Below are 26033 nucleotides of genomic sequence, written 5' to 3' on the forward strand. Positions count from 1 at the left end.
CATGGTTATTTTCCTTGTTCCCCTTGTTCCCCTTGTCTCCCTTGCCCCCTGCTCCCTGCTCCTGCCTCTTCACTGGGCGAATAAATTTTAGCCTAGCTTGAGCATAGTGCTACATTGCCGTTAACCTTTGCTAATTTTGTGGGAATACTATTTACTGTTGGTGTTGAGTTGTAGGTAAAAATTAGCCTATGAATTTGCTGCGACTGAGAATGCATCACTTAATCGAGCAGTTAGGTGATGAGGATTTGCAAGATATTTGGAATGTTCTCGAAGCTTTACATTGTGACTTTTATATGCTCAAAGCGATACAACAAGTTAAGCGATCGCAGCAACCGTGGGATATCTTAACCCATGAAGAAGCGGTACGACTGTTGATGTTTTTCTGATTCAGCAGCGCTTTCTTTTCTTGTGCCAGTGGCCCCTCAAGTTTTGGTTAAGGTAACGCCTAGTGAGTCTAGAAATGCGCTATGCAAGGTCTTTTTTGCTAGACCTGAAAAATTTAGAACCTGCTGCTTACGAGCGGGTGCATGATTTTGTCTTTGTTGAGTTAGCCCAAAAGTGGCAACTGAGCGATCTAAAAGAACTACGACAGCTTGATGGTGAAGGCATTTTTCACCGTTTCACCCTGGATAATTACCTGATTGGTATAGAAATTAGGGGTGAAATTGTGAAATTTCTGCGTGTCATTCCTATGCCAGATGTTTAAAGTGAAGAGTTCAGGGAACACTTAAAACTGTAAACTGTATAAGGCTAGGCAGGGATCGCTACAACCTTACATTAAACTGGTTTTGAAAAACACTTTATTTGAGATTTCCCTATGGATGCTAGGGCACTTTGGCAACGATACCAAAACTGGTTATATTTCCACGAGGGATTGGGACTGTACTTAGACATAAGTCGAATGCGGTTCGATGATGCCTTCGTGGAATCGTTGCAGCCGAAGTTTGACAAGGCGTTTGCGGATATGGCTGAACTGGAGAAGGGCGCGATCGCAAATCCCGACGAGAACCGCATGGTTGGACACTACTGGCTGCGAAATCCTGATTTAGCACCAACTCCAGAACTTACACAAGAAATAGTCCAAACCCTAGAACAAATCGAAGCCTTTGCGGAAAAAGTCCAAACAGGTGCTATTCATCCTCCCAGAGCAAGCCGCTTCACGGATATTATCTCCATTGGCATTGGTGGTTCCGCCCTCGGCCCCCAATTCGTCGCAGAAGCTCTCGCTCCTGATTTCCCACCTCTGAAAATTCACTTTATCGATAACAACGATCCGGCAGGTATAGATCGCGTTCTGAATCATCTGCGAAATAGCCTCGCCAGCACTTTGGTTTTGGTAATCTCCAAATCTGGAGGAACACCGGAACCTCGTAACGGCATGATTGAAGTTAAAAAAGCCTACGCCGGACACAATTTGGAATTTGCTCAATATGCGGTAGCAATTACCAGCGTTGACAGCAACCTCGATAAACTGGCCAAAGACGAAGGTTGGCTGGCGAGATTTCCCATGTATGACTGGGTAGGAGGACGCACCTCCGAAATGTCTGCTGTGGGGCTAGTACCAGCCGCATTGCAGGGCATTGATGTTCGTGCCATGCTAGATGGCGCAAAAGAAATGGATGACGCTACCCGCGTCCCAGATGTGAAAAATAACCCAGCAGCCTTGCTTGCTTTGTCTTGGTACTTTGCTGGCAATGGAAAGGGTGAAAAAGATATGGTTGTCTTACCTTACAAAGACAGCTTATTTTTATTCAGTCGCTATTTGCAACAGCTGGTGATGGAATCCTTGGGCAAGGAAAAAGACTTAGACGGTAATGTTGTCCATCAAGGCATCGCCGTTTACGGCAACAAAGGCTCAACAGATCAACACGCTTACGTTCAGCAGTTGCGTGAGGGTGTAGCGAATTTCTTTGCTACCTTCGTTGAAGTGTTGGAGGATCGTCAGGGCCCATCGACTGAAATAGATCCGGGAGTTACATCAGGCGATTATCTTTCCGGTTTTCTCCAAGGAACCCGACAAGCGCTTTATGAAAATCACCGCGATTCGATTACAGTTACCATTCCCCAAGTTAACCCCCGAACTGTAGGGGCATTAATAGCTTTGTATGAACGTGCTGTTGGTTTATACGCTAGCTTGGTTAACGTCAACGCCTACCATCAGCCAGGGGTAGAAGCTGGCAAAAAAGCAGCCGCCTCCATTCTCGATTTGCAAACACGAGTGGTAGCAGTCCTGCAAAAAGAAAAAACTCCCATTTCTCTTGACGAACTCGCAAAGAAAGCAGGCGCATCAGACCAAATTGAGGCAATTTACAAAATTTTGCGTCATATCCATGCCAATCAGCGAGGTGTGGTTTTGCAAGGCGATCTTCACAAACCCGGCAGTTTAACCGTTTCTGCTAGCTGATAGCTCTAGTATAAACATCACATTTTTTCCCTAATTGTTGTATCAGCAACAATTTTTGATTGTGAAGCATCCTAGATAAAAGTTTTATCTTTCGTCTAGGATGCTTCACTGTATAATTTGTAATTCGTAATTTGTAATTAAGTTTTATAACTTTAATTTAATTTTTTGAATTTTGACGCAGCTATATCGAGAGGCTCAGATGCCCGGTTTTTTATAAAAGTAGGGCATCTTTTTGTTCGTAACTCCTGCATGGATTGCTATATACATCATTACGAATTAATACTTACCAAAAGGCGTTGATTAAAATAGCCCTTGGGTAGAAAGCAGCGATCGAGTAAAAAAGGATTATTGGTATCTCCAAATAATAAATTACCCTGCTTCTCTCGATGACAGAATGGTGGCACAATTCCCCAATCTTCTGCTAGCCAAATCCAGTATCCTATGTCAATTCTGCCATAGTTTGAACCTGTGAGAATCTCCCCAACGCTGTTGTTGATAGATACTATTTCTGGCGATGATTTGATTTCAATTAACAGCCAAGCTAACTCTTCTACAGAAAAGCTATAGCCATTATCAGCAGCTATGTTGACGAACTGCTGCGGATCTTTAGAGATGAGCAATTCTTCTTTGAGAGATGGCGTTTTTTGTGCAAAATCAAAAAGATCCCAAATCTGTCTTCTTGTAACTAGAAACCACGCAAGTTCTTCTGCCGTCAAATTGCAACCATTTTCTGTTGCTAACTTGAGAAATGGCTCAAGGCTATTGGTTTCTGCTAATTGACTTTTCAATTGGAAAGTTTGCTCTACTAACAACAAAAAATCAATAACCTTTTGCCATGTAACTTTGTCATAACTTTTATTAAATTTTATTTTCTCTTGCCAATAAATGTATTTATCTTCTTTAAGAAAGAAATTCCAAATTTGATAATACATGGGTCATCTCACTTAAGTCTTAAACTTGGCACAGGTTGGTTATTAATGAACCCAGTGTAGTAAGTATAATCTGTTTCTTCGACAGTACTAAATCTGTTATATTATGTAAATGAAGTTACACAGCAGCTAAGTATAAAGTTTTTGTAAATTTTACTACTATAAATAGAACATACTGAGGAAAAGATGGAGAGAACGATCGCTGTGGTGGGTTGTGCGATCGCTCGTTATTACTTCTCATAAAATAAAATTAAGTCAATAGATAGTATTAATTATTCATAAATGAATTAACCGCAAAACAGCTTGCACTTCAGTACTTGTAAACGAACCGCAGAGGCGCAGAGAGCGCAGAGGGAAGAAAAGAGATATATTTTACTATCTTTAGTTAATAGATAAATCACGGAGGAAGTAAAAGCGATCGCTATTCCAATCACTGCCTTTTATTCGCCCTAAATAGCCTGTTAAAGGTGAGGAAAGCTCAATCAGAATTTCATGCATTTCTGCTGTTTTTATTGGCTGTGGCGGATGTGAGCCGAAATACGCACCATGTAGAGCTTCAACACCAGCAGATTTTATACCTGAGTTTTCTAAATAGTTTTTGACAAGCTGGATAACGTGCGATCGCAACCTTATTGATTGTTCAACTTTATCGATATAAGTATTAATTTTATCTTCAGCTAAACCAAAAGGAGCTTGTTGTAAACACTCTTTTAGTTCTAATAGAGTTGTCGGGAAATAAAAGATAAGTGAGGCAATGCTGGTCTTGTAATTGGGATTCTCTTAAGCAGCCATCAAGTAGAAGTTCCATAATCCTGCTGCGGTCAGCATCAAATGGTCATCAAAGTTTTCAATCCGATTACGATAAATGACACTGGCGGCGTTGTAGCGCTTCACACCAGCAAAGGCATTTTCGCAAACTACACGGGATTGACTCAATTGACGATTCTCCGTTTTTTGAAGGTCACTTAACTTGCCCCCTTTGGGCTTTTTGTGAGGAAGATGGAGATTGTCATACTGCTTCTGTAATCCCTGAAAGCCCGAGTCTACTTCAATCGGAATTTCATCAGGCACACTACCTGCAATGTCATCTTCGTCATGAAAACGTTTGTCATGCAGTTTGCCTTCTCGTGCTTTGCTTAAGATCAAGACCCGTTTGGTTTCATCAACTGCCGCCAAGTGTTTACGCGTATGACGTTTCTTTTTACCGGAGTAATTCTGTTGTTGTTGTTCTCTTTCTTGAGGTCGCGCAATTGGGCGTTCTGTCCCATCAATCATCACTCGTTGCACTCCTGGAAAGCGTGACAAAAATGCTTCAATGCTTTCGAGATGGCGTTCCGGCAGCGCCATCTTCTGTCCCAAAGCCGCTTCTAATATTGGCTGCAATCGATGCATCCACTCATGTGCCTGGGAGCGATGCATATCAAAGAGCAGTCCCGCCACATCAAAGGTCGGATAACATTTGAAATAGAAAAGGATGAAAAACAATTTGTCTTGGGCTGTAAGTAAGCGGGCTTTGCGTCCTCCACCCAGGCCACGTTGACGAGGCTTGGCCTGTTGAGTATCTAGGTACATCGTGGTAAACGTGGGCAAAAGGGCATCAAATGCTTTCCGGTTCAACCCAGTTAATGCCCTCAACAGTCGGTCTTGCTTCAGCGCACCTTCAATATTCAGCATCATTCTTCCCTACCACTGCTGTCTATTCTCTCTTATTTCCCGACAAGTCTAATAAGTTGATAGAATTTTTGTAGTGTGCTTGCAGTTCAACTAGTTTTTGTAGTGTTTCAGGGCTAACAATATTCATTTGATTTTCGGTAGCTGTTCTTAAGGCGTAAAAATTTAGTTCTCCGGCGGCTACAATTAATTTAATAGAATTGTCATACTGAAATTTACCAAGATGGTTCATACCTATTTTTAGTAACTGTGCTGGTGTACCATCAGTAACTTTCTCAGTTTTAGTTGCTTTGCACTCTCCTACTATTGGATAAGGTTGTTCAGCGTAAAAATCCATACCTCCTGCGCCACCAGTTGCATCTGGATTCAAACCTGAACCTGTAAAGCCTAATTTTAGTAATCCTCTACGAACCAATTTTTCAAATGTATGTCCATCGCTAGAGTTACCAACTTTAGCAATGTTTTGAATCCAAGGTAAGTCTGAATCTAATGGATTTGTTAGTTTATCGCTACTCCAACCTAAAAATACTTTGATATCGTCGTCTAATTGTTTCGCTGCTGGTTGGCTAATGCTTAGGGATGCGATCGCACTCTGCAATTCTTCTAATTCAGGATGTAGCGGGGGTTGTAGCTTTTCTAACTGGTGTTTGCGTTGGGCGAAGGTGCGATCCTTTAATACTGGCTTGTCTTCAGAAACATTGAGAGGTTGTGATAATGCAACAAACTGACTATTTGACTTTATCGGTACTTCAATTGATTTAGGCAACTCATATACTCGCAAATATGCCAAAAATATATTTTGCTTTTGCCTTAGTATTTCTTTTAAAGCTTCTGTTGTCCAAATAGTTAGCTGTGATAAAGCAGCGAAAGATTCTGTATTATTAATAATTTGGCATAGTTCGCACTTAGCCCAAGTTTTAATTAAAACTGTTTCATAAGCTAATATGGGAAGTTTTAACTGTTCCTCATCTATAAGTAAGTTCATTTGCTGAGGTTGTATTAAAACACCCTGTATATTTAGTTGTGCGAATGCACTTTGAGCAATAGGTAAGAAACTTGAGCGATAGTACTGCTCAACTGGTAGTAAATTAATTGATGCATCTGATGGACAAAGAGCGAATTCTCGCCCCGGAGTAATAAATTTATTAGGCATTGCTGCAATTATTCTCCCTTGCAAAAATGCCTCAATTTCTGGTGCTGCTAGACGTAAAGCTGTATTAATCATTATTCCTAAAATAAAGCACCTGAACTAACACTTCCTCCATCTGCAACCTCTGTTAAAGTGATATTAGTACTTTCAATTTCTTCATCAATTGCATCTTCAGGAACTTGCCCTGATGGGTCGCTGAGAATTTCACGAACAAGATAATTATCAATTGCTATCTGCTTTTGGTGAATAAAATCAATAATTTGTTCTTCGCTTAACTCATCATCTTCACGACCTTTCATCACAAAATGTAATGCTAATAGTGGTTTTATATCTTCAGGTTTTAATAAAACCCATTCACCACCTAATTCCTTTGATAAAAGCGTCTTTAAATGTTCTTGTGCTTTAGTAGCACCTTTATTAATTTGTTTAGAGCGAACTAAACAGCCACGAGTTACATCAAAGTCTTTATAACGAATTAAGCGTTTCAATGTAGCTTGGACGAATAAGCCACCAGATTCTTGCAGAACAGCTACAGCAATTTTGACATTTTTACCATTTTCTGTACCAACAATTTTAAAATCAAGATAGCCTCTATCAACAGCTTTTACCTCAACATCGACAACTTTTTCTATTTTTACATTCTCTATAGTTTCACCAATGACTGCATTAAATCCTAATCGGAGTGCTTGAGCAAGAGTTGCTTTATCCTCCATGTAATCTAGTATGGTAGTTTCTAAAGCAGATATTTGTTGATTATAAGCAGGCTCTACAGGGTGTCTATCTATGACTATTCCAGGAAATTTAAAATTGTCAGCACACCATTTTAAAATTTTTCTAACTATTGGTCTTTCTTTACCTAATGCTCTTAACTTCTGTTCATCAAATGGGTAAAGTGCATGAGGAGGTGTTAAAGTATGTTCTTGATAAAACTCTTCAAGCCATCGAGAAACTAAATCAATAACATCATCAGAATTGAGATACTTTAGTTCAATAACTTGCTCTCCAATTCTATCTACAACTGAATCAGCATTTCCTAATCTTTTAACTTCGTTAATCCAGTGATCAGGAAAGATAGAAGTTAGTAAAACGCCACGCTTAATTTTATCGCATAAGTCTTTAGCAAAAATGGCAGTTACTTGTCGTCCAGTATATCCTATTTCATTACAGTGGTCAGTTTCCATTTCATCAAAACAAACTACTATTGGTTTGTAATCACCAATTAAGTTGATAATTTGCCGGGCTGTAGTGAAGGATTCAGCCTCTTTATCATCTGCACTCACATTGGCTAAACCCATTGCATCCGCTTTGACTTGTGGTAGACTGTTGCCGGCAAGCCATCTAATAGCAAAAATTTCATAAGCTGGATCAGGAGATAGTGTCCATAAAATCGCTGTGATAATATCAGGATTTTCTAGATCAGGCTTGATACCAAGTACCTTATCTCGTAAAACTTCAACCACCTTGGGATTTTTGACTAATGCTCCAGGAAACTGATTTATTAGCTGTTGGGCTGTATAGTTTTTGTTGAAAGCTTCATTAATTAAAGCTGTTGCTAAGTACTGCCATTGACTAACACCTTGACTCCCTATTTGTTTAAGGCTAGTGGCTAGAGTAGTTAAGAATTCTGCTTTAATACGGTTTAGGTTATTACACTGACTCATATAGACAAATAAAGCGCTACCATCAAATTGTAAGCGATGGCGAATTCTGCTGATCAGATGGCTTTTACCTAAACCTCTTTCTGCTGTAATTGTAATACCAATTACTTTCCTTTGTCCGCTGTTAACTTTTTCAATTGCGTTATAAACAGCATCAGAAACATGAGAATTTAAAGATGGTACATCAGGAAAACCTTGTCCCCAAACATTCTGATCTCTAACTACTAAGCGTGCCTCAAATGGGTTGTGTTTGCTGATAATATTAATTAAATCGTTAGACATAGATTTGAAGTAGTTGTGTATGAGGGTTAACAGAGAATTAGCAAAAATTACAAAAATTGGTAAATTAGTTTAAAAGTTTGGCATAGCAACGTAGCCCACTGACTTCAGTAGTTACCGAATCTTCCAGTTTGCTTGGGTCATTGTCTGGTAAACTTCCACCTTGGAGTTGTAAAATATCTTTCTCCTGCATTTCCAGCAACCACTCACTGAAATCTTCGCGGCTCACCCGATCGCCTATTTCTCTCCTGATGCGATAAATTGGCACCAGATCATCTAAGTTATAGTTTTGGTTTAACTTGTCGTAGACTTCTAAAGCCACTGATTTAAACTCTCCGTAAGATCCGATCGCACTCTTCCCATTAACTGGTACATCTGCACCAATTACCGCAACATCAATCTGACTAATCCACTTCACCAGCGCATTCGCCGCCCAAGTTCCCACAATCGTCCCTTCAAACTTAAACTTGCCACTTCTCAAACCCTCACCCAATACCTCTAAACCCTTGGGAGATGTCAGAGAATATCCTTTTTTGGAGATTGCGATCGCACCCTGATTCTGCAATTCTTCAAATGACCCCTGATAATCTGCTACCTTCTGGCTTTTGGATACAATTCGCTTAGTGAGTTGACCCTTTTTAACTTCCTGCTGCGTTCCTCCCAAATCCCACAAAGCCAAAAGGAGACGAGTGTTAGTTTGGGCTGTATTTTTGGATGTCATATTTAATCTATTTTTTGACAAAGATCATCATAGTAGCTGTATCTTTGTAATTTATTTATCCAGAAAAAATAACCGAGAAATTGCTGAATATTTCGGCGTTTCAGCTAAATTGATTAATCAAAAATCAACAATATATTTCTTTGGGATGAATGCAGTTTCTCTCAAAGGCAGGATGAAAGACTCAAGAAAACCGATCATCATAAAAGTGAAACGCTGTAGCTGGTGCAGTTACAAATTAAGTGAAATATGTTTTTTCAATCCCAGGTGAAATAACAGGATTTCCAACTTGGTTTTTGCAACAGCAAGGCTTTTAGCAAATACAGGTGATGAAGAAATCCAATGAACACAATATATAAAGAACGTAAAATAGTTTCGCGTCTATTTGCGGTGCTACTTTCGGCATTGCTAATGGTACCCGTGCTGAGTAGCTGCGGAGGCGGTTCCCAAAAAGCTTCAGTACCACCACCTGTTGATGATACCGTTGGTAGAACAGTCAGCGATCGCCAAACCGAAGCTAAGAAGGGATTGGGTACAGGACAAAAAGTGGCACTTTTGGCTGGAGCTGCTGCACTTTACTACATGTACAACCAGCATAAGAATGCTCCACAAGAAGGAGCGCAAGGTAAGTACTATCTTTCCAAGAACGGGCGCGTATACTACCGCGATGCTGAACATCGCGCTCACTGGGTAACGCCACCACCAGAAGGAATCCGAGTACCCGAATCTGAAGCACAAAAGTATCGGGAATTCCAGGGCTATAACCGGAGTGCCACAGGTCGCGATCTAACTGGTATAACTTCATCCGCAGCACCAGCACTCTAGATCGGCGAAGCGTGTGTAAATATAAAGCGGGTTTCCCGAAGGATAACGCCATCGCGCACATCGGAAACACGAACTTAAATCAGGAGACAGATTATGGTAAATGAATTTTTCCGAAAGGCGAAAGATTTACTCTTGGGATCGAACAGCGATCAAGACGCTGAATTCCGCGATCGCGATGTACGTCCAGCCAGCGAAGACCCCTACGGCGATCCCGCAGACCCAGCATCTTACGGTAACGTTATTCCAGCCAGTCAAGACCCCTACGGTGACCCCGCAGATATCTCGTCCTACGGCAACGTTCGCCCAGCTAGTGAAGACCCTTACGGCGACCCCGCAGATACAGGGGAGTTTGGTGATGTCCGCCCAGCTAGCGAAGACCCCTACGGCGACCCCGCAGATGAGGATTACCGTCGTTAACGCCAACGGCACAAATATTCTGGTGAGTTTGACGAACCTCTCCCTGCCTTGAACTAAAGTTCAAGTCTGTCCCTCTCCGACTCGGAGAGGGACGTTTTTATGTAGTAAGGGAGTTGCAAAAAATAAATTATCCCAAATTATTTGTAGATTTGTAAGGGCGCAAAGTCTTGCGCCCCTACACACCCTGCGGAACCCTTACGCGCAGCTTGCTTCCCCGTTCGCGTAGCGTCTCGTAGGGAAGGGGTACGCGGAGCTTCCCGCAGGGATAGGATAGGATATTTTTTTAACTGGAAGTCCCTCAAGCCAGGGAGTAGGTTTCTTTATTGAGTTCATTAGTTCGACACTATATGACAAGACAGTTCAGATAAGGTTTTTTGACGAAAATTATAGATCGCAAAGACGCGATAAATCGCCGTCTTTACAATAATCAGTCCTTTGTAGAGACGGCGATTTATCGCGTCTCTTCCCTTAACCGAACCGTATTGCACTATATAAGCCATCGAACTCATGTTGAATTACGAATTATTTTTGTTAGCCAAAATTTCCTGCGATCGCTCAATATTTTGACGCACAGATTGAGCCGAAGTATGCAAGCCCTCTCTTTCTTCATCGCTGAGTATCAATTCCAATACACTCTCAATTCCACCGCATCCCAACCGACAAGGAACACCAATCACAACATCTTCTAAACCGTATTCACCTTGCAGATAGGCCGCCACAGGCAACAACCGCGATTGATTTAATAAAATCGACTCTACCATCACGCTAGTAGCTGATGCCGGAGCAAAAAAAGCACCACCCGTCTGCATCAATTCCACAATTTCTGCGCCACCATTGCGGGTTCTTTCTATCAAGCGTTCAATTGTGGCTGCATCCAGCAATTCCGTGATGGGAATGCCGTTGACGGTAGCATAACGAGATAAAGGCACCATTAAATCGCCGTGGCTACCCAATACCATCGCTTTGACATCGGCAGGCAAAACGCCCAATTCTAGGGCAATGAAGGCTTCAAAACGGGCAGAATCTAACACGCCAGCCATACCCATAATGCGATCGCGTGGTAAACCTGTAGCTTGCCAAGCTAAATAAGTCATCACATCCAACGGATTGGTGACGACAATAAAAATAGCATTGGGAGAATGAGCGATCGCATTTTTTGCCGCTTCCACCACAATCTTGGCATTAGTTTTCAGCAAATCATCCCGACTCATCCCTGGTTTGCGGGGAAGTCCTGCGGTAATCACCACAATTTGAGAACCAGATGTATCAGCATAATTATTTGTGCCGATAATCTGGCGATTATGTATTTCAATTCCCCTGGCTTCCATCAAATCCAGCGCCAAACCTTGAGGCATTCCCGCAATAATATCTAGTAAAACTACATCTGCCAGATTTTTCTCTGCAACACGTTGAGCTAAAGTACTACCAACCCTACCCGCACCTACGATAGTGACACGGGGTAAATTACAAGCAATTGGGGAGTTAGGGGAAGAAGACATAATTATTCAAGTGCGATTTTATCAACAAGAATCCAGAGTCAGAATAAATGCTAAATTCTGAATTCTGACTCCTGAATTCTTCCTTATTATTTAAACTCTTCCAGTTGATCCACACGTAACCAAACGTTTGGTGTTGGCACTTTCCCGAACTTAATCAGGGCGTAATCACCTTTAATATCTACAATTTCGCCCTTGCTATCAAACAAATAAGGAGGAAAGCGAGTATCACTGGCTTTTGCTTCCAGACTGTTTTCCAGTTTTTCGCGGATAGCGCGAACCATATCTCCCTTTTTAACTGCCATGAATTCCCCTCTCAAATTTCTAGATTGTTTTATCTGCATTTTAGGAGACTTCCGAATTAGAAGTAAAAATTCCTCCTATACGACGCAATTGTACAGACGCGATTAATCGCGTCTCTCCCGATTCTCCACTCCCCGTAGCGTTTGACACTCAGAGCAAAAATGACTAGATCGCCCAGCCAGCCTAATCCGTTGAATTGGCATACCACAAACTCGACAGGGTTCTCCAGCGCGATTATAAACCCACGCAACACCACCATAGTTGCCGTTAGTACCTTTAACATTTAGGAAATTACTAAATGTCGTACCACCAGCTTCAATGCTGGTTTCTAAAACTTGAATTATGGCTGTTCGCAAAAGCTCAATTTGTTTTAGCTGCAAATCTATACACAAAGTTTCAGGTAAAATTCCACTCTTAAACAGGGCTTCATCGGCATAAATGTTACCTAATCCAGCCACCACCGATTGATCCAGTAACGCAGTCTTAATCGGACGGCGACGGTTTTTGAGTTTGCTTGCTAGATATTCAACACTGAATTCCGGCGAAAATGGATCTGCTGCCAGTTTTGCCAAACCAGTGATAATACTTTCTACAGCAACACCAGGCGGAACCCACCAAATTTTACCGAAGGTGCGCTGATCGACAAAACGTAATTCCTGCTGATCCCCAAAGAATAATCTAACCCGCGTGTGCTTATGTAATGGTTCATCTCGATGCAGCCATAGTAATTGACCGGTCATTCGCAGATGAACCCCTAGCCAACTGGTTGAGCAAGGGGAAGAGAGTTCGGCCAGGAGATATTTACCGCGACGATGCCAAGTAGCGATCGCATTCTTTTCAATTCCATCAACAAACTCACCAACAGAAAACGGGTAGGCGATGGTGCGATTGAGCAACACATCTCCACCCGTAATTTCTTGGTTAAGGGTCAATTGATTTAGACCCTTTCGGACTGTTTCAACTTCAGGCAGTTCAGGCATTTAAGCTGATTAAGCAGACAATTTTGATGTACTTGGGGGTTCAAATAAAGAAGAGATGGGATACTAACTTACACATCCGTAGATGGCTCGTATTATTACCCAAAAGAAACCGTGAATACCCGCAGGGCGGCTCTCATAGATTAGGGTAGGCTAGGGTGAAGAATGAATGAACTGAAATTTTCAGATTTCATACTTCAGACTACCCTTCATCATCGCATCAAACAACCCCCTTGTAGCTTTGCTGCTATTTTTTAGCTGGTTTAGCCTTTGGTGCTTCAACCTCGACTAATTCATCTTGGGCAAAGTTGTTGGTATTGATACCAGAGTAATTGACCTTTTCAAAGCGGACAATTACAGGGTATTTGATGCCGCTTTGGTCAATGGAAGCCACAGTTCCTAGATCCTGAAACCAGTAGGATTCAGGGCGGAGAATACGTACTTTAGAACCACGTTGAACCATGATTATTTTCCCTTTTAGTTATCAATCGCCAATCTAGAGGGCTAATTGATTTCACTCTACAACCTGAAGGTCGCGGCAGGAGTATTTGTTAAGTTATTTGTCTGAATTGGTACTGGGGAATGGCGCACAAGAGGTAGAGGGGAGGGGTAAGGGGAGAATTCAAATTATCTCTTTTCCTTCTCCTCTACTCCCCACTCTCCAAAAAATTTAAAAAGGTATCAGACCCTACTTGACAAGGTGGACATTATAGTTTAGCCTCATTCGCAAACAGTATTTTTGTACATTTATGTTTTACTCAATATAAACACGCTCCCCTCGTTACCTCTGCCAATCCGCAGATCGTTATCTATATAGGTGATATCTAACCAGCCTTGCTGTTTATCACTCTTGATTGCAAAATCAATTCCCGCAAATTTTTTACCTGCTTCAATTTGTTGGATAAAAGTTACCGGAGAATTGTATTCTATTAAACGTTGTAAGCCGATAATAGACCGCTCAAATTTCACTTGGACACGCCGACCTGAAACTGGCTCAAATTTAGCAGCAACGCTGACTAATCCTTCTAAATAAGGTAAGCCATAAATCTCAGCTATGTTGTAAACACTGGTAGTCTCTACCCGGATACACTGATAGATTTGACCCAGTTTACAAAAAGGTAGACGATCTAAATTTAAAAGAGCCTTGCTAGTGGTGTATAGTAATCGCCAATTGCCATCTAGCAAATTACCAGCTTCCACCGGGCGGGGTGTAGGATTAAAGTCTTCTAAATTGGCGATCGCTGCTAAGATAGCCTGTTTCTGCGCTTCAGTCGCCAGTAGACCGCGATTTGTACCAGCGATCGCATCCATGAGAGCCGCTTTTCCCATCATCGCCTGTCACCTCTAAAATCAGTCACTTTCCATCAGCATAAACAAGATATTCATAACCTATGTGTAGAGCCATAAAAATTACTAAGAATTGCTTGACTTAAGCCTTATGCCTATTAAATAAAAAATTTCTATCTGAATGCGGATTTATTCACTAAAGGGTTGAAAAGATAACTAAATAAATCCGTGCCAAGTGATAGACTCTAAATGTCAACTTACGTAAACCTTTTCTTGTCTTCTTTGATATGTTGAACTCTCCATTACGTGAAGAACCCCGTAATCAGCGAGCCCATGTCATCCCCCTCAAGCCAGAGTCCTCTTTGTTGGATTGGTTGGAAAATAAAGGTCGGATCATAACACGTGACGTTCACGACCCGGATTTTCAAGATGGTGAAGAAGAAATAGACTCCCTAATGGGTGTAGAAGATGGGATTGGCTACGACCTTGATGATGATGACGATATAGGAATCGCCGAGGATTAGCCTTTTAAGGCTAGGGACTTGGTAGTATCCCTAGCTACTAATATTCAATTTTATAAGTGTGGAGTGAAGGGAAACTTCTGTGGACGCTAAATTATCTCCTGAGCAAGGACTAAATATTTCTGGAATCGCTCTAGCCTCTTTATTAGCCGTTGGGCTAGGCACAACAGCATTTTTCTTAGATTCGATGGCCAACAGGCTACCCTGGCAAAGTATGTCACTAACCCTGCCACTGCTGTTGTGTGCTATGGGTTCAGGTGTAGTTGGCTTTTGGGTAATACCTTTACTCCAAGCACTCAAAACTGGACAAATAATCCGCGAAGATGGGCCCCAAGCCCATCTAAAAAAAGCAGGCACTCCCACAATGGGAGGTATATTCTTTATCCCTGTAGGTGTAATTATTGCCTGTATATTGTCTAATTTTGCTACAGATGTCCTTGCAGTTTCAGCATTGACAACCAGCTATGGATTTATTGGCTGGCTCGACGATTGGCAAATTCTGCGCCGGAAATCAAATAAAGGTATATCTCCCCGAACAAAACTTGCTTTGCAAGTGGGTTTTGCGGCAGTATTTTGCCTCTGGCTAATGTTTAATCAACCTTCTAATATTACAAATATTGCTTTACCTTGGGTAAGCTTCACACTACCATTAGGATTTCTATTTTGGCCACTAGCAGGTTTTGTGCTAGTTGCAGAAAGTAACGCGACTAATTTAACAGATGGTATTGATGGCTTGGCAGCCGGAACAGTAGCGATCGCACTTTTGGCATTAGGTGCCTTAATTGCACCTACAGCACCAGGGTTGATGGTTTTCTGTGCAGCTTTAAGTGGTGGTTGCTTAGGTTTCTTAGCCCATAATCGTAACCCAGCCCGCGTTTTCATGGGAGATACCGGTTCCCTCGCACTGGGAGGAGCATTAGCTGCTGTAGCGCTGTTGACAAACACCTTAGTAGCACTGTTCATTCTCAGTGGTATCTTCTTCGTAGAAACTCTTTCAGTAATGGCACAGGTAAGTTATTACAAAGCCACCAAAGGACCTGATGGCAAAGGCAAGCGCCTCTTTAAAATGGCACCCTTACACCATCATTTAGAACTCACTGGCTGGTCAGAATTGCAAGTGGTTGGAGTATTTTATGTCATCGCGGCTATTTTGGCTGCCATCTGCTTGGCGTAGGTGCAGCCCAACCCAGGCATCGCTCCATTCTGAATCATGTTTTGAGAAAATAGTAAAAGATAAAAAACAACTCCCTGAAGATGTGGGAGTTGTTTTTTTATACGGGAAAAATTTTTATCCAAAACCCTCATGTAGAGACGGCGATTTATCGCGTCTTGAAAGACCAATTATCTACACCAATAACCTTTAGCGTATTGCCTCATATCTCACTCAATACGCTTGGGTTAAGCGCCACTTGTACAAAATCATGGGTTTTGAGACGCGATAAATCGCCGTCTCTACAAGTTTTTTGGTCTTATCTGAACCGTATTGCGCTCTATTCTCGTTAGCGTAGCCCATTACGAATTATTTTAATCGTACCTATTTACATACTCCATAACCCGATTCTTCCCTGTTCGCTTTGCTTCAAGCATTGCTTGATTTGCTCGATTCAAAAAATCCTTAACTGTAATTCCTGATTCTGATACAGCTATTCCAAAAGAGGCAGTGATCCCTTGAAGGATCTGATCGCCATCCCTCAATTGCATTTGTTCAACATCTACTCTTAATTGTTCTGCTCGCTTCCTAAGCACTTCCAGCGTCATATTAGGCATGACAATCACAAATTCTTCACCACCCCATCTGCAAGGAATATCAAAAGAGCGAATAGATTTTAATAGCAGCTTTGCTAATTCCTGAATAACAATATTGGCAGTCACATGCCCATAGCGCGAGTTGTAAGATTTGAAGTTATCGATATCCAGAAAAATAACACTAAGAGGTTCTCCCGATCGTTCCGCTTCAGCTAGCCTTTGTTCAGTTATAGTTTCCATATAGCTTTGATTGAATAGTTGGGTCATCCCATCCCGCAAATTCTCATGGGTAAGACGTTGTTTTATCGATAGATTATTTAGTGCAAAGCCTAAAGTTCTAGCAATAATCTCACTAATTTGTCGATCTTCTGGACTGATATTTTCAAGGGCATAAATGTGTAGAATTCCAACTACTTCGCCTTGTCCAAACAATGGAACACACAAATGTGTACCGCTAACAGGCTGGATTAAATGACCGCATACCAGTCCTGATTTACCAGAAGAGAAAAGGTTGAATTTACCTCTCCGCAATGCCCAACATTCAGATTGTGAAAATATTTCTTTACTGGTTCTGATTCTTTCATCTCCCCAAATACTATTCATCTGAACATAATTTTTAGAATTAGCAATTATACAGATACAACCACTCATATCAGGAAACAGCTTGGAAAAGGTTAAAGCGACTGCTTGATACATCTCATCTTCAGACTCGCAGCAATAAAGCATATCTGCCATATCTGAGAGATATATAAGTTCCCGTTTTTTGGCTTCTAATTTCAGTGTTTTTTCTTCTAGTTGCCGATTTAGATCGGTGAGCGATCGCTGTGCTTCTATAGATTCTGTAATATCGATACTGATCCCACCGATGCGGCGATCGCCCGTTGCGCCATCGCTAAACGGAAACTTAAATGATAGCCAGTAGCATGGCTGATTATTGCCAGGCATTTTTATCTCTTCAATCAGCTTTAAGGGGCGTAGAGTCTTCAAAACAACTCGATCGTTTTCCATTACCCGTCGCCCCTCTTCGGGATCTGGTAAGAATTCACTATCCGTTTTCCCGAACCATTCTTGTGAATCTACTGAAAATCTAGACTGTATTTCCTGGTTATAGTAAAGCACTCTAGATTGCTCATCTTTGATATAGGCTCCAAACGGCCCTTGATCTAGAAATAGCCGTTGCATCTGCTGGCTGCGTTGAAGTTCGCGGGTATCTTCTTGATATTTGGCGATCGCCTCTACAATTTGATAAGCCGTTGGCATTAAGTAGAGTAAGGCAGACAAAGAAACAAACGCCATTACATCAAGCACGACTAAGTGTAACAGCGACACTGCCAAATGTTTCTCAAAAATTGCCAAAAGGTGATGAAATCCGCAAAATAGTACGAATCCACCTGATAAGAAAAAGGCTAGCCAAAACTTAGGAGGGATAGTTGCCTTCGTTTTGGCAAAGAAAACCCCTATTATTATGGGGATACCAAAGTATGAAAATGCAGTAATGCTATGAGCAATTATGCAATTCCAGTAAATAGGTTCCATTACCGATCTGATATTAGTATTTCATCCGTTGTGACTATAATTCTGGGTAGCCTCAATATGTAAGTGGATAAAGGATGATTTCAGGGCTTCATACCTGAATTTTATGGTGGCTTTCTGAAAGCTTGCTCATTTCAAGCCTTACAAACCTGACTTACCAAGTGAGTGAGTTCGGGTAAAATCAGTTTTTCCATCGCCAGTCGCACAGCATTACTGGAACCAGGAAGCGAGAAGATTAATTTATCTTGATAAACACCAGCAACAGCGCGAGAAGCGATCGCTCGCGAACCAATTTCTTGATAACTTAAAAAACGGAATAGCTCACCAAATCCTGGCAAGGTTTTCTCCAATAACTTTTCAATGGCATCATAAGTAGTATCTCTTGGCGCAATACCTGTGCCACCATTAAAAATTACAGCATCCAAATTTGAGCTTTTACCCAAATTTTCTATTTGCTCTTGAATCTGTGTTGGTTCATCTTTGATAATCGTATAAGCTCCAACAGCATAGTTAGCACCAAAGAGTAACTGCTGAATTAGCTGGCCACTTTTGTCTGTTTCGGGTGTGCGTGTATCGCTGACAGTAACCACAGCGCAAGTTACCGTAATCCCAAGCAAATCTGGATGTGGTTGTTGTGTCATGGATTAAGGGTTTTAACTTTTGATAAAGGGCAATTGGGCACGGAGAATGGCGCATTGGACATGAAAAAATTACCTATGCCATTCGCCCTATGCCCTACACACTATTTTTCAGCTTTGCTGAGTCCTAGATCGTTTTCTTCAGCATACCGTTCCATGAAGCGCATAAAGCGATCCCATTCTTGGGCAGATTTCATCACATAAAGTGCTTCTAATGCTTCCGGTTTCCCGTTGACAAATTTTGCCTTAACTTCACGGGTAATTATCTCTCCTTCTTCATCACTCAAGTACATTCCGGTGATGTCTTCGGTGCTACCTTGATCTAAAATTTTCGGATTCGTAAAAATAAACGTGGCTGTACCACTGTCACCAGTGCGCGATCGCGTCAGCCGCACTTCTGGAATTACTACTTCGTCAAGACCTCTAGAAAACTGGATTTTCGCCATGATGAATGAACTTAAACTTTTGTGATGGTTAATTTAATATTCTCTCATCAATTAGAACTCCACTGTCTATAGGCTCCTGTTATTCTTTTTCTAGTGTATATACTTAAATTGCCTTTTTGTCTAGTATTAAAGTCACAGGGCCATCATTTTCAATTGTAACTTTCATCATTGCACCAAATTGACCAATTTCCACTAGCAAACCACTAGCTCTTAATTTGGTAACAAAACGATTATACAAATCTGCTGCTGATTGGGGAGGGGCTGAACGGTCAAAAGAAGGACGGCGGCCTTTGCGACAATCACCATAAAGGGTAAACTGACTGACTACTAATAAATCTCCACCAATTTCTTGCACAGATTTCTGCCAACGGTCGTCTCCTTCCTCGTCAGGAAACAGGCGCAATTCCAAAGATTTACGTACCATCCAGTCAATTTCAGTATCGGTATCAGTATTAGCAATACCCACAAGTAAATTTAGCCCCCGCCCAATTTTGCCGACAATTTCACCGTTAACTGTAACTTGAGATGATTTAACTCGCTGGATAACAACGCGCATTTTAATTTCAACTTTCATCAACGTTTAAATTTTATAGCGATGTCTACGACGGGCTATGACGCTTCTGCGTCACTCTAAGCGTAAAGCCTACGGGATAGATTCGCTTAGGGCGCAGCCTCTCGTAGAGAAGCCATGCCGCAGGCTTTACGCTACGCTATCGGTGTCCCATTCTTAAACCGCAAACTAAATATAGAAATACAGAATTAACCCCTTCTGAACGGTCTTGCTGAAGGAGTGCGGCGTGTGACAGTGAATTTGCTCAAAGAGGAAATGTCTGTGGAAATCGTGACGAAAGTTACGGGTTTATCCGTGGAGCAGATACAGCAGTTGGCGGGTGAAGAAGCTGGTAATGTAGGGGAGTGAGAAAGCAAACCATCACAATTGATGGCGGAGCCATTGGGAATATATTCCCAGGTGAAACCTGGGAACAAGTAGTAAGCTTCTCACTCCTAACTTTTATTTCCCAAACCCTTTACCGCGAGAGGTTGAAGGTAGACAAATACAGTTTTCGAGTTGACTAATTAAAGCCTCACGATCCAAATTTTGACCAATCAGCACTAGTTGGTTTTTCAATTTACCTTGCCATTCATCATCATCCAAGGTAAAGCGTTTACCACAAAGGTGGAAAATATGACGCTTCGGACTTTCATCAAACCACATAATCCCCTTTGCTCGGAAGATATTTGAGGGTAGCTGGTTATCTAAGAAATACTGAAACTTCCTAATAGAAAAAGGCTTGTCACTTTGGAAAGAGATGGAAGTAAAACCATCATTTTCTAAATGGTCAGAATGATGATGATCGTGGCGATCGTGGTCATGGTCGTGATGATCGTGACCGCATGTTGAGTGGTCATGATCGTCATGATGATCGTGATGTTCATGAGCGTGATGATCGTGTTCATCCGCCACTGTGTCAAAATATTTATCCGACTCAAACAGACCAACACTCAAAATTAAAGGAAGTGGCACTTGCGATCGCGTCGCGCGGATAATTCTTGCTCCTTCCTTCACCTCGTTAATTTTTGTTTCTAACTCGTTCAAAGTGGCTTCATCAACCAAATCAGCCTTATTCAGCACAATTACATCACCATAGGCAATCTGGCTGTATGCTGCTTCCGAGTTAAATAAATCTAGGCTGTAATTAGCCGCGTCTACCACGGTAATAATCGAATCCAAGCGGGTTAAATCCCGCAATTCTGTGCCCAGAAATGTTAGAGCTACTGGTAGCGGGTCTGCTAATCCAGTTGTTTCCACTACTAGATAATCTAGATTTTCTTGGCGTTCTAAAACTTTGTAAACTGCATCTACTAAATCATTATTAATAGTGCAGCAAATACAACCATTATTTAGTTCCACCATGTTCTCACCAGTGGAAACAATTAGCTCGTTGTCGATGCCAATTTCGCCAAATTCATTCACGAGAACAGCGGTTTTCAAACCCTGTTGGTTGTTGAGGATATGATTGAGTAAAGTCGTCTTGCCACTACCGAGGAAACCCGTAATAATTGTTACTGGCATTCCTTGTTTGGGCGTATCCATTGCCGAAGATTCGGGTGTAACTGCTGATTGCATAGCGCTGTTATCAAATAGTCAAAAAATAGTAATGTAGCGCAGATAGTCCAGAAAACACTAGCATAGGGATGCTGGACTGTCATCCCAGCTGCTTTACCCTATTATTACGTATCTCCTTATTTCAGCATTACTCTGTTATGACCCTAACCCTTTACAATACCCTCACCCGTCGTCAAGAACCGTTTGAAACAGTTGAAGCAGGCAAGGTTAAGATGTATTACTGCGGCGTGACGGTGTACGACTACTGCCATTTGGGTCATGCTAGAGCTTGCATCGTTTGGGACGTAGTACGCCGATACCTCCAGTTTATCGGTTATGAAGTGCGATATATCCAAAATTTTACCGATATTGATGACAAGATTCTCAATCGAGCTTGTGTTGAACATTCCTCAATGGAAGCTGTAGCCAATCGCTTTATCAAAGCATATTTTGAGGATATGGCGCGGCTAGGAATCAGAGAAGCTGATGAATATCCCCGTGCTACCCATACGATGAATGGCATTCAACGGTTAATTCATGAGTTGGAAAAGAAAGGTTTTGCTTACCCTGCTGACGGCGATGTGTATTATGCAGTGCGGCAATTTGCTGAGTATGGCAAGCTTTCTGGACGCAAGTTAGAGGATATGCAAGCCGGGAAAAGCGAGCGCGTCAATGTAGAAGATCCAGAGTACCAGAAAAAGAAAGACCCCTTTGATTTTGCTTTATGGAAGGCAGCAAAACCGGGAGAAACCGCTTGGGAATCACCTTGGGGCGCAGGTCGTCCGGGGTGGCATATAGAATGCTCGGCAATGGTGCGCGATCGCTTGGGTGACACTATAGATATTCATGCTGGTGGTGCTGACTTAATTTTTCCCCACCACGAAAACGAAATTGCCCAATCTGAGGCTGTAACCGGAAAACCCCTAGCACGTTACTGGTTACATAACGGTATGGTGAAGGTAGATGGTGAAAAAATGTCCAAATCTTTGGGCAACTTTATCACTATTCGAGAATTACTGGATCGGGGAGTTAACCCGATGGCAGTGCGCTTATTCGTGCTAACTGCTCAATATCGTACACCCATAGATTTTACCGACGAAGCGATCGCCGCAGCAACCAACGGTTGGCACACTATAAAAGAAGGTTTACTTTTCGGCTACCAATACGGCGAAAAACTAGGATGGGATTTAGGGACTGGGGACTTGGGACTAGGGACTGAGGAAGAGTTTTCCCAATCCCCAATCCCCAATCCCCAATACCCAGTACCCAATCTTTATGTTGAGCGTTTCCAAGAAATTGTGAATAATGACTTTAATTTTCCTGGTGGGTTAACAGTACTCTTTGAATTAGCTAAAGAACTGCGCCGTGAGGGGCATATTCTTGTGCATGAAGGGAAAACCGAAACATCCCCAGATAAGTTAAAGCATCAATGGCAAACTCTTGTCACATTGGCTGGAGTTTTGGGTTTAGAAGCCGAGATAGAAGCGGAAACTGACAAGATTAATGGTTTAAGCGATGCGGAAATTGAAGCGAAAATTCAGCAAAGGCAAGAAGCGCGTCAAGGCAAAAATTTTGCCGAAAGCGATCGCATTCGTGACGAACTCCAAGCAGAAGGTATTACGCTAATTGATAGCCGTGATGGTACACGCTGGCATCGGAATTAAAGGAAACTGGGAAGTAGGAATTGAATTCTTCCCAATTCCCAATTCCCAATTCCCACTTGCCCTGAGCGTAAAGCCTACGGCATAGCTTCGCTTAACGCGCAGCGTCTCCGTTAGGAGAAGCCGTTCGCGTAGCGTCTCGCAGAGAAGGGATTCCCAATGCCCAATTCCCCATTCCCAATTCCTTAAATTATGTGGTCTGAACTTAAAAAAGCGATCGCTAGTTTCGACATTCCTGCTGATTGGATCGGTATCAGAGCCGTAAAAGAGACTTCTACAAGCCGTTCAGTACGTGACGGCTTACCCCAGACAAATGGCAAATCCTTCACTGTTGGAGCCATGCTGGAAGTTTTGGTCAACGGCTGTCTGGGTTATGCAGCTACTAACTCTCTGGAACCGTCTTCCCTAGAAGCTGCTGCTCAAACAGCCTATAAACAGGCACTAGCAGCCAGTGAATGGTGGATACATCCCTTTCGTGAAAGTGAGCGCCCTAAAGTCGTTGGTGAATATAAATCTCCATTCCTTGAACCTTTTGATGCTTTGAGTCCGGGAGAAATCAACGATTTACTGGTTCGTATTTGCCAAACGCTGAAAGTTGACGACAAGATTGTGCAAACCATAGCCGGTGCTAGCACCATTGAGAGAGAGTCTTGGTTTGTTAGTAGTAATGGCTCAGAAGTTTATCAAAAAATTCTATCTATAGCTACTCATTACGGAGCCACCGCCCAAGATGGGTCAATTGTACAGCAGCGCAGCAACAATGGCTCCCAAGCAAACTGTTACCAAGGCGGACTCGAACTATTAAAACAAGAAAACTTATGGCATCGGGTGCGGCAAATTGGCGAACAAGCAGTAGAACTCTTGACAGCAGAAGAATGCCCAACTACCCGTACCAATTTAGTTTTAGCCCCAGATCAAATGATGCTGCAAATCCATGAAAGTGTTGGGCATCCCCTAGAAATTGACCGAATTTTGGGAGATGAGCGTAACTATGCTGGGGGCAGCTTCGTTAATAAAAGTGATTTTGGCAACCTAGTATATGGTTCGCCACTGATGAACATTACCTTTGACCCCACCGTGGCTGGTGAATTTGCTAGCTATGGCTTTGATGATACTGGTGCTGTAGCAACGCGGGAATATTTGGTCAAAGAAGGAGTACTTCAACGGGGTTTGGGCAGTCTAGAGAGTCAAGCTAGAGCAGGTGTATCAGGAGTAGCCTGTGCCCGTGCTTCTTCATGGAATCGACCAGCGATCGATCGCATGGGTAACTTGAATTTAGAACCTCTAAACGCTAGCTTTGAAGACATTATTAGCGGCATAGAACACGGCGTTTATATGGAATCTAACCGATCTTGGTCAATTGACGATCGCCGTTACAAATTCCAATTTGGTTGTGAGTACGCTAAATTAATTGAAAATGGTAAACTCACTAAAACCCTCCGCAATCCCAACTATCGCGCCACAACACCAGAATTTTGGCATAGCTTAATCCAAGTAGGAAATGCTGAAAACTGGCAAATGTATGGTACTCCTTATTGTGGTAAAGGAGAACCAAATCAAGCCATTTGGGTAGGACATGGTTCCCCTGTTTGTGTATTTGCTAATGTCGAAGTTTTTGGTGGAGGAAGTTGAAAAAGTTAATAGTTAGGAGTTAGGAATTAGGAGTGAAGAGGTGGTACTTTAGGTAGGCATAATTAACATAAAATAAAATCCTAGTTAGTAGTGAGCGATTTATCGCCCAAAACAAGGATTATTAAGACTAAAGTCCTTACTACAAGGTTTAATTTATTTATACCTAGCTACTTAAGAGTTTTGAGTTCAAAAACTCTTCAACTCCTAACTCTTAATTCCTAACTTTCCCCGGCTTATTCCCTATTAATCTTTAATATCCATGAAAATTGAGGAATTATCTGCGTTAGAAGTCAGCTTTAATCGACTGATTGAAACTCTGCTGATAAAAAAAGCAGAAAATGAACAATTCACTGTCAAACTCAGTAGTGAAAGAAGTCAATTCACTCGTTTCAATCATGCGAAAGTGCGACAAACTGGTTGTGTTGCTGATGGTTGGATCGAACTGACTCTGATGGCAGATCAACGCAGTAGTGTTAGGCAGTTTCCCTTTACTGGAAATTGGGAGTTGGACTGGCAATTAGCATATTCTGCTTTGCAGGAATTACGCGACGAACTGATTTTATTACCCATCGATCCATATCTAGTTTTACCATCAGGAACTAATACCAGTCGTGAAGTACATTCTGGGAATTTATTGCCAGAGGAAGCAGTAGTATCAAGTGTATTAGAACAAGTTAATGAATTAGATTTTACTGGTATATATGCTGGAGGAATAGTAATTAAAGGTTATGGTGATTCCAGTGGTCAAAAACACTGGTTTGCTACTGATTCTTTTACCTTAGATTATTCTCTATTTTCCACTTCTGGGCAAGCCGTTAAGGGCACATTTGCAGGAAGTGATTGGAATAAATCTGCTTATATAGCCAAAATCAGCGAAGCTAAAAAACAACTCGAATTGCTTGCTCGTCCATGTAAAGAACTGCCACGAGGACAATACAAAACTTATTTTGCACCTGCTGCTGTTGCAGATTTATTAGTCATGCTTTCTTGGGGAGCTATTAGCGAAGCTGATATCCAACAAGGAAATAGTGCTTTAGCTGCTTTATCGCGTCAAGAAAAACAACTTTCGCCAGCATTTAGTTTGAAAGAAAACTTTCAGCGCGGATTAGTACCCCGATTTAATGAATTGGGAGAAATGGCAGCACCGGAGTTACCTGTAATAGAAAAAGGACTTTTGGTAAACACTCTGGTTAATTCTCGCACTGCTAAGGAATATCAGAAAACTGCCAATGGTGCTAATGGTTCAGAGACTCTCCGTGCGCCAGAAATCAGTCCCGGAAATTTAGTATTTGAGCAGATTCTTCCGAGATTGGATACAGGATTGTATCTATCAAATTTGCATTACTTGAATTGGAGCGATCGCCAAACTGGTAGAATCACAGGTATGACCCGTTATGCTTGTTTTTGGGTAGAAAACGGAGAAATTATTGCTCCCATTGAAAACTTACGTTTTGATGAAAGTCTCTATCGCTTTTGGGGAGAAAACCTAGTAGATTTAACCAATTTTCAAGAATTTATTCCCGAAGTAGGCACTTATGATAGTCGCCAACTAGGAGGTAGTTTAGTTCCCGGTATGCTGGTAGAAAATTTTACTTATACTCTGTAATCAGATATTAATTGCGTTTTTGATGAATT

Annotated in this window: 26 protein-coding genes and 1 pseudogene; 10 read left to right on the forward strand and 17 right to left on the reverse strand. The window is 41.8% G+C overall.

Annotated elements, in window-relative coordinates; translation table 11 throughout:
• Positions 1–188: 188 nt before the first annotated feature.
• The 3 genes from NPUN_RS19820 to NPUN_RS19830 all read left to right on the forward strand — a co-directional run bounded on the left by NPUN_RS19820 (position 189) and on the right by NPUN_RS19830 (position 2404).
• Positions 189–386, forward strand: a complete 198-nt coding sequence (locus NPUN_RS19820; protein WP_012410275.1) for a hypothetical protein — start codon at positions 189–191, stop codon at positions 384–386.
• Between the two features lie 62 nt (positions 387–448).
• Positions 449–706 (forward strand): hypothetical protein, encoded by a 258-nt coding sequence (locus NPUN_RS19825; protein ID WP_012410276.1) that lies wholly within the window; start codon positions 449–451, stop codon positions 704–706.
• Positions 707–817: 111 nt separating this feature from the next.
• On the forward strand, positions 818–2404 hold the full coding sequence (locus NPUN_RS19830) for a glucose-6-phosphate isomerase (protein ID WP_012410277.1): 1587 nt from the start codon (positions 818–820) through the stop codon (positions 2402–2404).
• Positions 2405–2673: 269 nt separating this feature from the next.
• Here the strand turns inward: NPUN_RS19830 and NPUN_RS19835 are convergent, their stop codons facing one another.
• The 7 genes and pseudogenes from NPUN_RS19835 to NPUN_RS19860 all read right to left on the reverse strand — a co-directional run bounded on the left by NPUN_RS19835 (position 2674) and on the right by NPUN_RS19860 (position 8812).
• The gene (locus NPUN_RS19835) at positions 2674–3336 is read right to left on the reverse strand and encodes a Nif11-like leader peptide family natural product precursor (RefSeq protein WP_012410278.1); all 663 of its coding nucleotides are present in this window, start codon (positions 3334–3336) and stop codon (positions 2674–2676) included.
• Between the two features lie 115 nt (positions 3337–3451).
• On the reverse strand, positions 3452–3574 hold the full coding sequence (locus NPUN_RS44175) for a hypothetical protein (protein ID WP_272913923.1): 123 nt from the start codon (positions 3572–3574) through the stop codon (positions 3452–3454).
• Positions 3575–3714: 140 nt separating this feature from the next.
• A pseudogene (locus NPUN_RS19840) lies at positions 3715–4056 on the reverse strand (DUF1802 domain-containing protein); the annotation flags it as partial.
• Between the two features lie 57 nt (positions 4057–4113).
• A complete protein-coding gene (locus NPUN_RS19845) occupies positions 4114–5010 on the reverse strand; it encodes a transposase (protein WP_234710955.1) in 897 nt (298 codons plus the stop codon).
• Positions 5011–5029: 19 nt separating this feature from the next.
• Positions 5030–6229, reverse strand: coding sequence for a DUF1802 family protein (locus tag NPUN_RS19850; RefSeq protein WP_052304635.1), 1200 nt, complete (start codon positions 6227–6229; stop codon positions 5030–5032).
• Between the two features lie 5 nt (positions 6230–6234).
• Entirely contained in the window at positions 6235–8094 is a 1860-nt protein-coding gene (locus NPUN_RS19855) for a P-loop NTPase fold protein (protein ID WP_012410279.1), read from the reverse strand.
• Positions 8095–8158: 64 nt separating this feature from the next.
• Entirely contained in the window at positions 8159–8812 is a 654-nt protein-coding gene (locus NPUN_RS19860; RefSeq protein WP_012410280.1) for a hypothetical protein, read from the reverse strand.
• Between the two features lie 339 nt (positions 8813–9151).
• Here NPUN_RS19860 and NPUN_RS19865 point away from each other — a divergent pair, with 339 nt between their 5' ends.
• Both NPUN_RS19865 and NPUN_RS19870 read left to right on the forward strand, forming a co-directional pair.
• A complete protein-coding gene (locus tag NPUN_RS19865; protein ID WP_012410281.1) occupies positions 9152–9634 on the forward strand; it encodes a hypothetical protein in 483 nt (160 codons plus the stop codon).
• A gap of 93 nt (positions 9635–9727) precedes the next feature.
• Positions 9728–10051, forward strand: a complete 324-nt coding sequence (locus NPUN_RS19870; protein ID WP_012410282.1) for a hypothetical protein — start codon at positions 9728–9730, stop codon at positions 10049–10051.
• 515 nt (positions 10052–10566) lie between these two features.
• Here NPUN_RS19870 and mdh read toward each other — a convergent pair.
• The 5 genes from mdh to NPUN_RS19895 all read right to left on the reverse strand — a co-directional run bounded on the left by mdh (position 10567) and on the right by NPUN_RS19895 (position 14159).
• Positions 10567–11550 carry a malate dehydrogenase gene (gene mdh / locus NPUN_RS19875; protein WP_012410283.1) on the reverse strand — a complete coding sequence of 328 codons (984 nt, stop codon included), beginning with the start codon at positions 11548–11550 and terminating at the stop codon, positions 10567–10569.
• Between the two features lie 86 nt (positions 11551–11636).
• Complete coding sequence (ndhO, locus tag NPUN_RS19880) at positions 11637–11852, reverse strand: NAD(P)H-quinone oxidoreductase subunit O (RefSeq protein ID WP_012410284.1); 216 nt, start codon at positions 11850–11852, stop codon at positions 11637–11639.
• A 102-nt stretch (positions 11853–11954) separates the two neighbouring features.
• The gene (locus NPUN_RS19885; RefSeq protein WP_012410285.1) at positions 11955–12830 is read right to left on the reverse strand and encodes a DNA-formamidopyrimidine glycosylase; all 876 of its coding nucleotides are present in this window, start codon (positions 12828–12830) and stop codon (positions 11955–11957) included.
• 244 nt (positions 12831–13074) lie between these two features.
• The gene (locus tag NPUN_RS19890) at positions 13075–13290 is read right to left on the reverse strand and encodes a photosystem I reaction center subunit IV (protein ID WP_012410286.1); all 216 of its coding nucleotides are present in this window, start codon (positions 13288–13290) and stop codon (positions 13075–13077) included.
• 284 nt (positions 13291–13574) lie between these two features.
• Positions 13575–14159: a PAP/fibrillin family protein gene (locus tag NPUN_RS19895; RefSeq protein WP_012410287.1), complete on the reverse strand. Its 585-nt coding sequence runs from the start codon at positions 14157–14159 to the stop codon at positions 13575–13577.
• 242 nt (positions 14160–14401) lie between these two features.
• Here NPUN_RS19895 and NPUN_RS19900 point away from each other — a divergent pair, with 242 nt between their 5' ends.
• Positions 14402–14638, forward strand: a complete 237-nt coding sequence (locus NPUN_RS19900) for a DUF3134 domain-containing protein (protein ID WP_012410288.1) — start codon at positions 14402–14404, stop codon at positions 14636–14638.
• Between the two features lie 79 nt (positions 14639–14717).
• The gene (gene mraY, locus NPUN_RS19905) at positions 14718–15809 is read left to right on the forward strand and encodes a phospho-N-acetylmuramoyl-pentapeptide-transferase (protein WP_012410289.1); all 1092 of its coding nucleotides are present in this window, start codon (positions 14718–14720) and stop codon (positions 15807–15809) included.
• Between the two features lie 350 nt (positions 15810–16159).
• Here the strand turns inward: mraY and NPUN_RS19910 are convergent, their stop codons facing one another.
• From NPUN_RS19910 to NPUN_RS19930, 5 genes are all read right to left on the reverse strand, one after another.
• Positions 16160–17917, reverse strand: coding sequence for a diguanylate cyclase (locus tag NPUN_RS19910; protein ID WP_012410290.1), 1758 nt, complete (start codon positions 17915–17917; stop codon positions 16160–16162).
• A 131-nt stretch (positions 17918–18048) separates the two neighbouring features.
• Positions 18049–18555, reverse strand: coding sequence for a MogA/MoaB family molybdenum cofactor biosynthesis protein (locus tag NPUN_RS19915; RefSeq protein WP_012410291.1), 507 nt, complete (start codon positions 18553–18555; stop codon positions 18049–18051).
• Positions 18556–18656: 101 nt separating this feature from the next.
• Positions 18657–18998 carry a photosystem II reaction center protein Psb28 gene (gene psb28, locus NPUN_RS19920; protein ID WP_012410292.1) on the reverse strand — a complete coding sequence of 114 codons (342 nt, stop codon included), beginning with the start codon at positions 18996–18998 and terminating at the stop codon, positions 18657–18659.
• Positions 18999–19101: 103 nt separating this feature from the next.
• Complete coding sequence (gene dtd / locus NPUN_RS19925; protein WP_041566308.1) at positions 19102–19554, reverse strand: D-aminoacyl-tRNA deacylase; 453 nt, start codon at positions 19552–19554, stop codon at positions 19102–19104.
• A 456-nt stretch (positions 19555–20010) separates the two neighbouring features.
• A complete protein-coding gene (locus NPUN_RS19930; protein WP_012410294.1) occupies positions 20011–21126 on the reverse strand; it encodes a CobW family GTP-binding protein in 1116 nt (371 codons plus the stop codon).
• 137 nt (positions 21127–21263) lie between these two features.
• On the opposite strand from NPUN_RS19930, the gene cysS reads away from it, so the two are divergent.
• From cysS to NPUN_RS19945, 3 genes are all read left to right on the forward strand, one after another.
• Positions 21264–22769 carry a cysteine--tRNA ligase gene (gene cysS / locus NPUN_RS19935; protein ID WP_041565524.1) on the forward strand — a complete coding sequence of 502 codons (1506 nt, stop codon included), beginning with the start codon at positions 21264–21266 and terminating at the stop codon, positions 22767–22769.
• Positions 22770–22958: 189 nt separating this feature from the next.
• Complete coding sequence (locus tag NPUN_RS19940) at positions 22959–24398, forward strand: TldD/PmbA family protein (protein ID WP_012410296.1); 1440 nt, start codon at positions 22959–22961, stop codon at positions 24396–24398.
• A gap of 259 nt (positions 24399–24657) precedes the next feature.
• On the forward strand, positions 24658–26004 hold the full coding sequence (locus NPUN_RS19945; protein WP_012410297.1) for a TldD/PmbA family protein: 1347 nt from the start codon (positions 24658–24660) through the stop codon (positions 26002–26004).
• Positions 26005–26033: the final 29 nt, after the last annotated feature.

Source organism: Nostoc punctiforme PCC 73102, from assembly GCF_000020025.1.
Classification (GTDB): Bacteria; Cyanobacteriota; Cyanobacteriia; order Cyanobacteriales; family Nostocaceae; genus Nostoc; species Nostoc punctiforme.

Coding starts and splice junctions, on each gene's coding strand:
- NPUN_RS19820 (WP_012410275.1), top strand. CDS start 189: ATGAATTTGCTGCGACTGAGAATGCATCACTTAATCGAGCAGTTAGGT.
- NPUN_RS19830 (WP_012410277.1), top strand. CDS start 818: ATGGATGCTAGGGCACTTTGGCAACGATACCAAAACTGGTTATATTTC.
- NPUN_RS19835 (WP_012410278.1), bottom strand. CDS start 3,336: ATGTATTATCAAATTTGGAATTTCTTTCTTAAAGAAGATAAATACATT.
- NPUN_RS44175 (WP_272913923.1), bottom strand. CDS start 3,574: ATGAGAAGTAATAACGAGCGATCGCACAACCCACCACAGCGATCGTTC.
- NPUN_RS19845 (WP_234710955.1), bottom strand. CDS start 5,010: ATGATGCTGAATATTGAAGGTGCGCTGAAGCAAGACCGACTGTTGAGG.
- NPUN_RS19850 (WP_052304635.1), bottom strand. CDS start 6,229: ATGATTAATACAGCTTTACGTCTAGCAGCACCAGAAATTGAGGCATTT.
- NPUN_RS19855 (WP_012410279.1), bottom strand. CDS start 8,094: ATGTCTAACGATTTAATTAATATTATCAGCAAACACAACCCATTTGAG.
- NPUN_RS19860 (WP_012410280.1), bottom strand. CDS start 8,812: ATGACATCCAAAAATACAGCCCAAACTAACACTCGTCTCCTTTTGGCT.
- NPUN_RS19865 (WP_012410281.1), top strand. CDS start 9,152: ATGAACACAATATATAAAGAACGTAAAATAGTTTCGCGTCTATTTGCG.
- NPUN_RS19870 (WP_012410282.1), top strand. CDS start 9,728: ATGGTAAATGAATTTTTCCGAAAGGCGAAAGATTTACTCTTGGGATCG.
- mdh (WP_012410283.1), bottom strand. CDS start 11,550: ATGTCTTCTTCCCCTAACTCCCCAATTGCTTGTAATTTACCCCGTGTC.
- ndhO (WP_012410284.1), bottom strand. CDS start 11,852: ATGGCAGTTAAAAAGGGAGATATGGTTCGCGCTATCCGCGAAAAACTG.
- NPUN_RS19885 (WP_012410285.1), bottom strand. CDS start 12,830: ATGCCTGAACTGCCTGAAGTTGAAACAGTCCGAAAGGGTCTAAATCAA.
- NPUN_RS19890 (WP_012410286.1), bottom strand. CDS start 13,290: ATGGTTCAACGTGGTTCTAAAGTACGTATTCTCCGCCCTGAATCCTAC.
- NPUN_RS19895 (WP_012410287.1), bottom strand. CDS start 14,159: ATGATGGGAAAAGCGGCTCTCATGGATGCGATCGCTGGTACAAATCGC.
- NPUN_RS19900 (WP_012410288.1), top strand. CDS start 14,402: ATGTTGAACTCTCCATTACGTGAAGAACCCCGTAATCAGCGAGCCCAT.
- NPUN_RS19910 (WP_012410290.1), bottom strand. CDS start 17,917: ATGGAACCTATTTACTGGAATTGCATAATTGCTCATAGCATTACTGCA.
- NPUN_RS19915 (WP_012410291.1), bottom strand. CDS start 18,555: ATGACACAACAACCACATCCAGATTTGCTTGGGATTACGGTAACTTGC.
- psb28 (WP_012410292.1), bottom strand. CDS start 18,998: ATGGCGAAAATCCAGTTTTCTAGAGGTCTTGACGAAGTAGTAATTCCA.
- dtd (WP_041566308.1), bottom strand. CDS start 19,554: ATGCGCGTTGTTATCCAGCGAGTTAAATCATCTCAAGTTACAGTTAAC.
- NPUN_RS19930 (WP_012410294.1), bottom strand. CDS start 21,126: ATGCAATCAGCAGTTACACCCGAATCTTCGGCAATGGATACGCCCAAA.
- cysS (WP_041565524.1), top strand. CDS start 21,264: ATGACCCTAACCCTTTACAATACCCTCACCCGTCGTCAAGAACCGTTT.
- NPUN_RS19940 (WP_012410296.1), top strand. CDS start 22,959: ATGTGGTCTGAACTTAAAAAAGCGATCGCTAGTTTCGACATTCCTGCT.
- NPUN_RS19945 (WP_012410297.1), top strand. CDS start 24,658: ATGAAAATTGAGGAATTATCTGCGTTAGAAGTCAGCTTTAATCGACTG.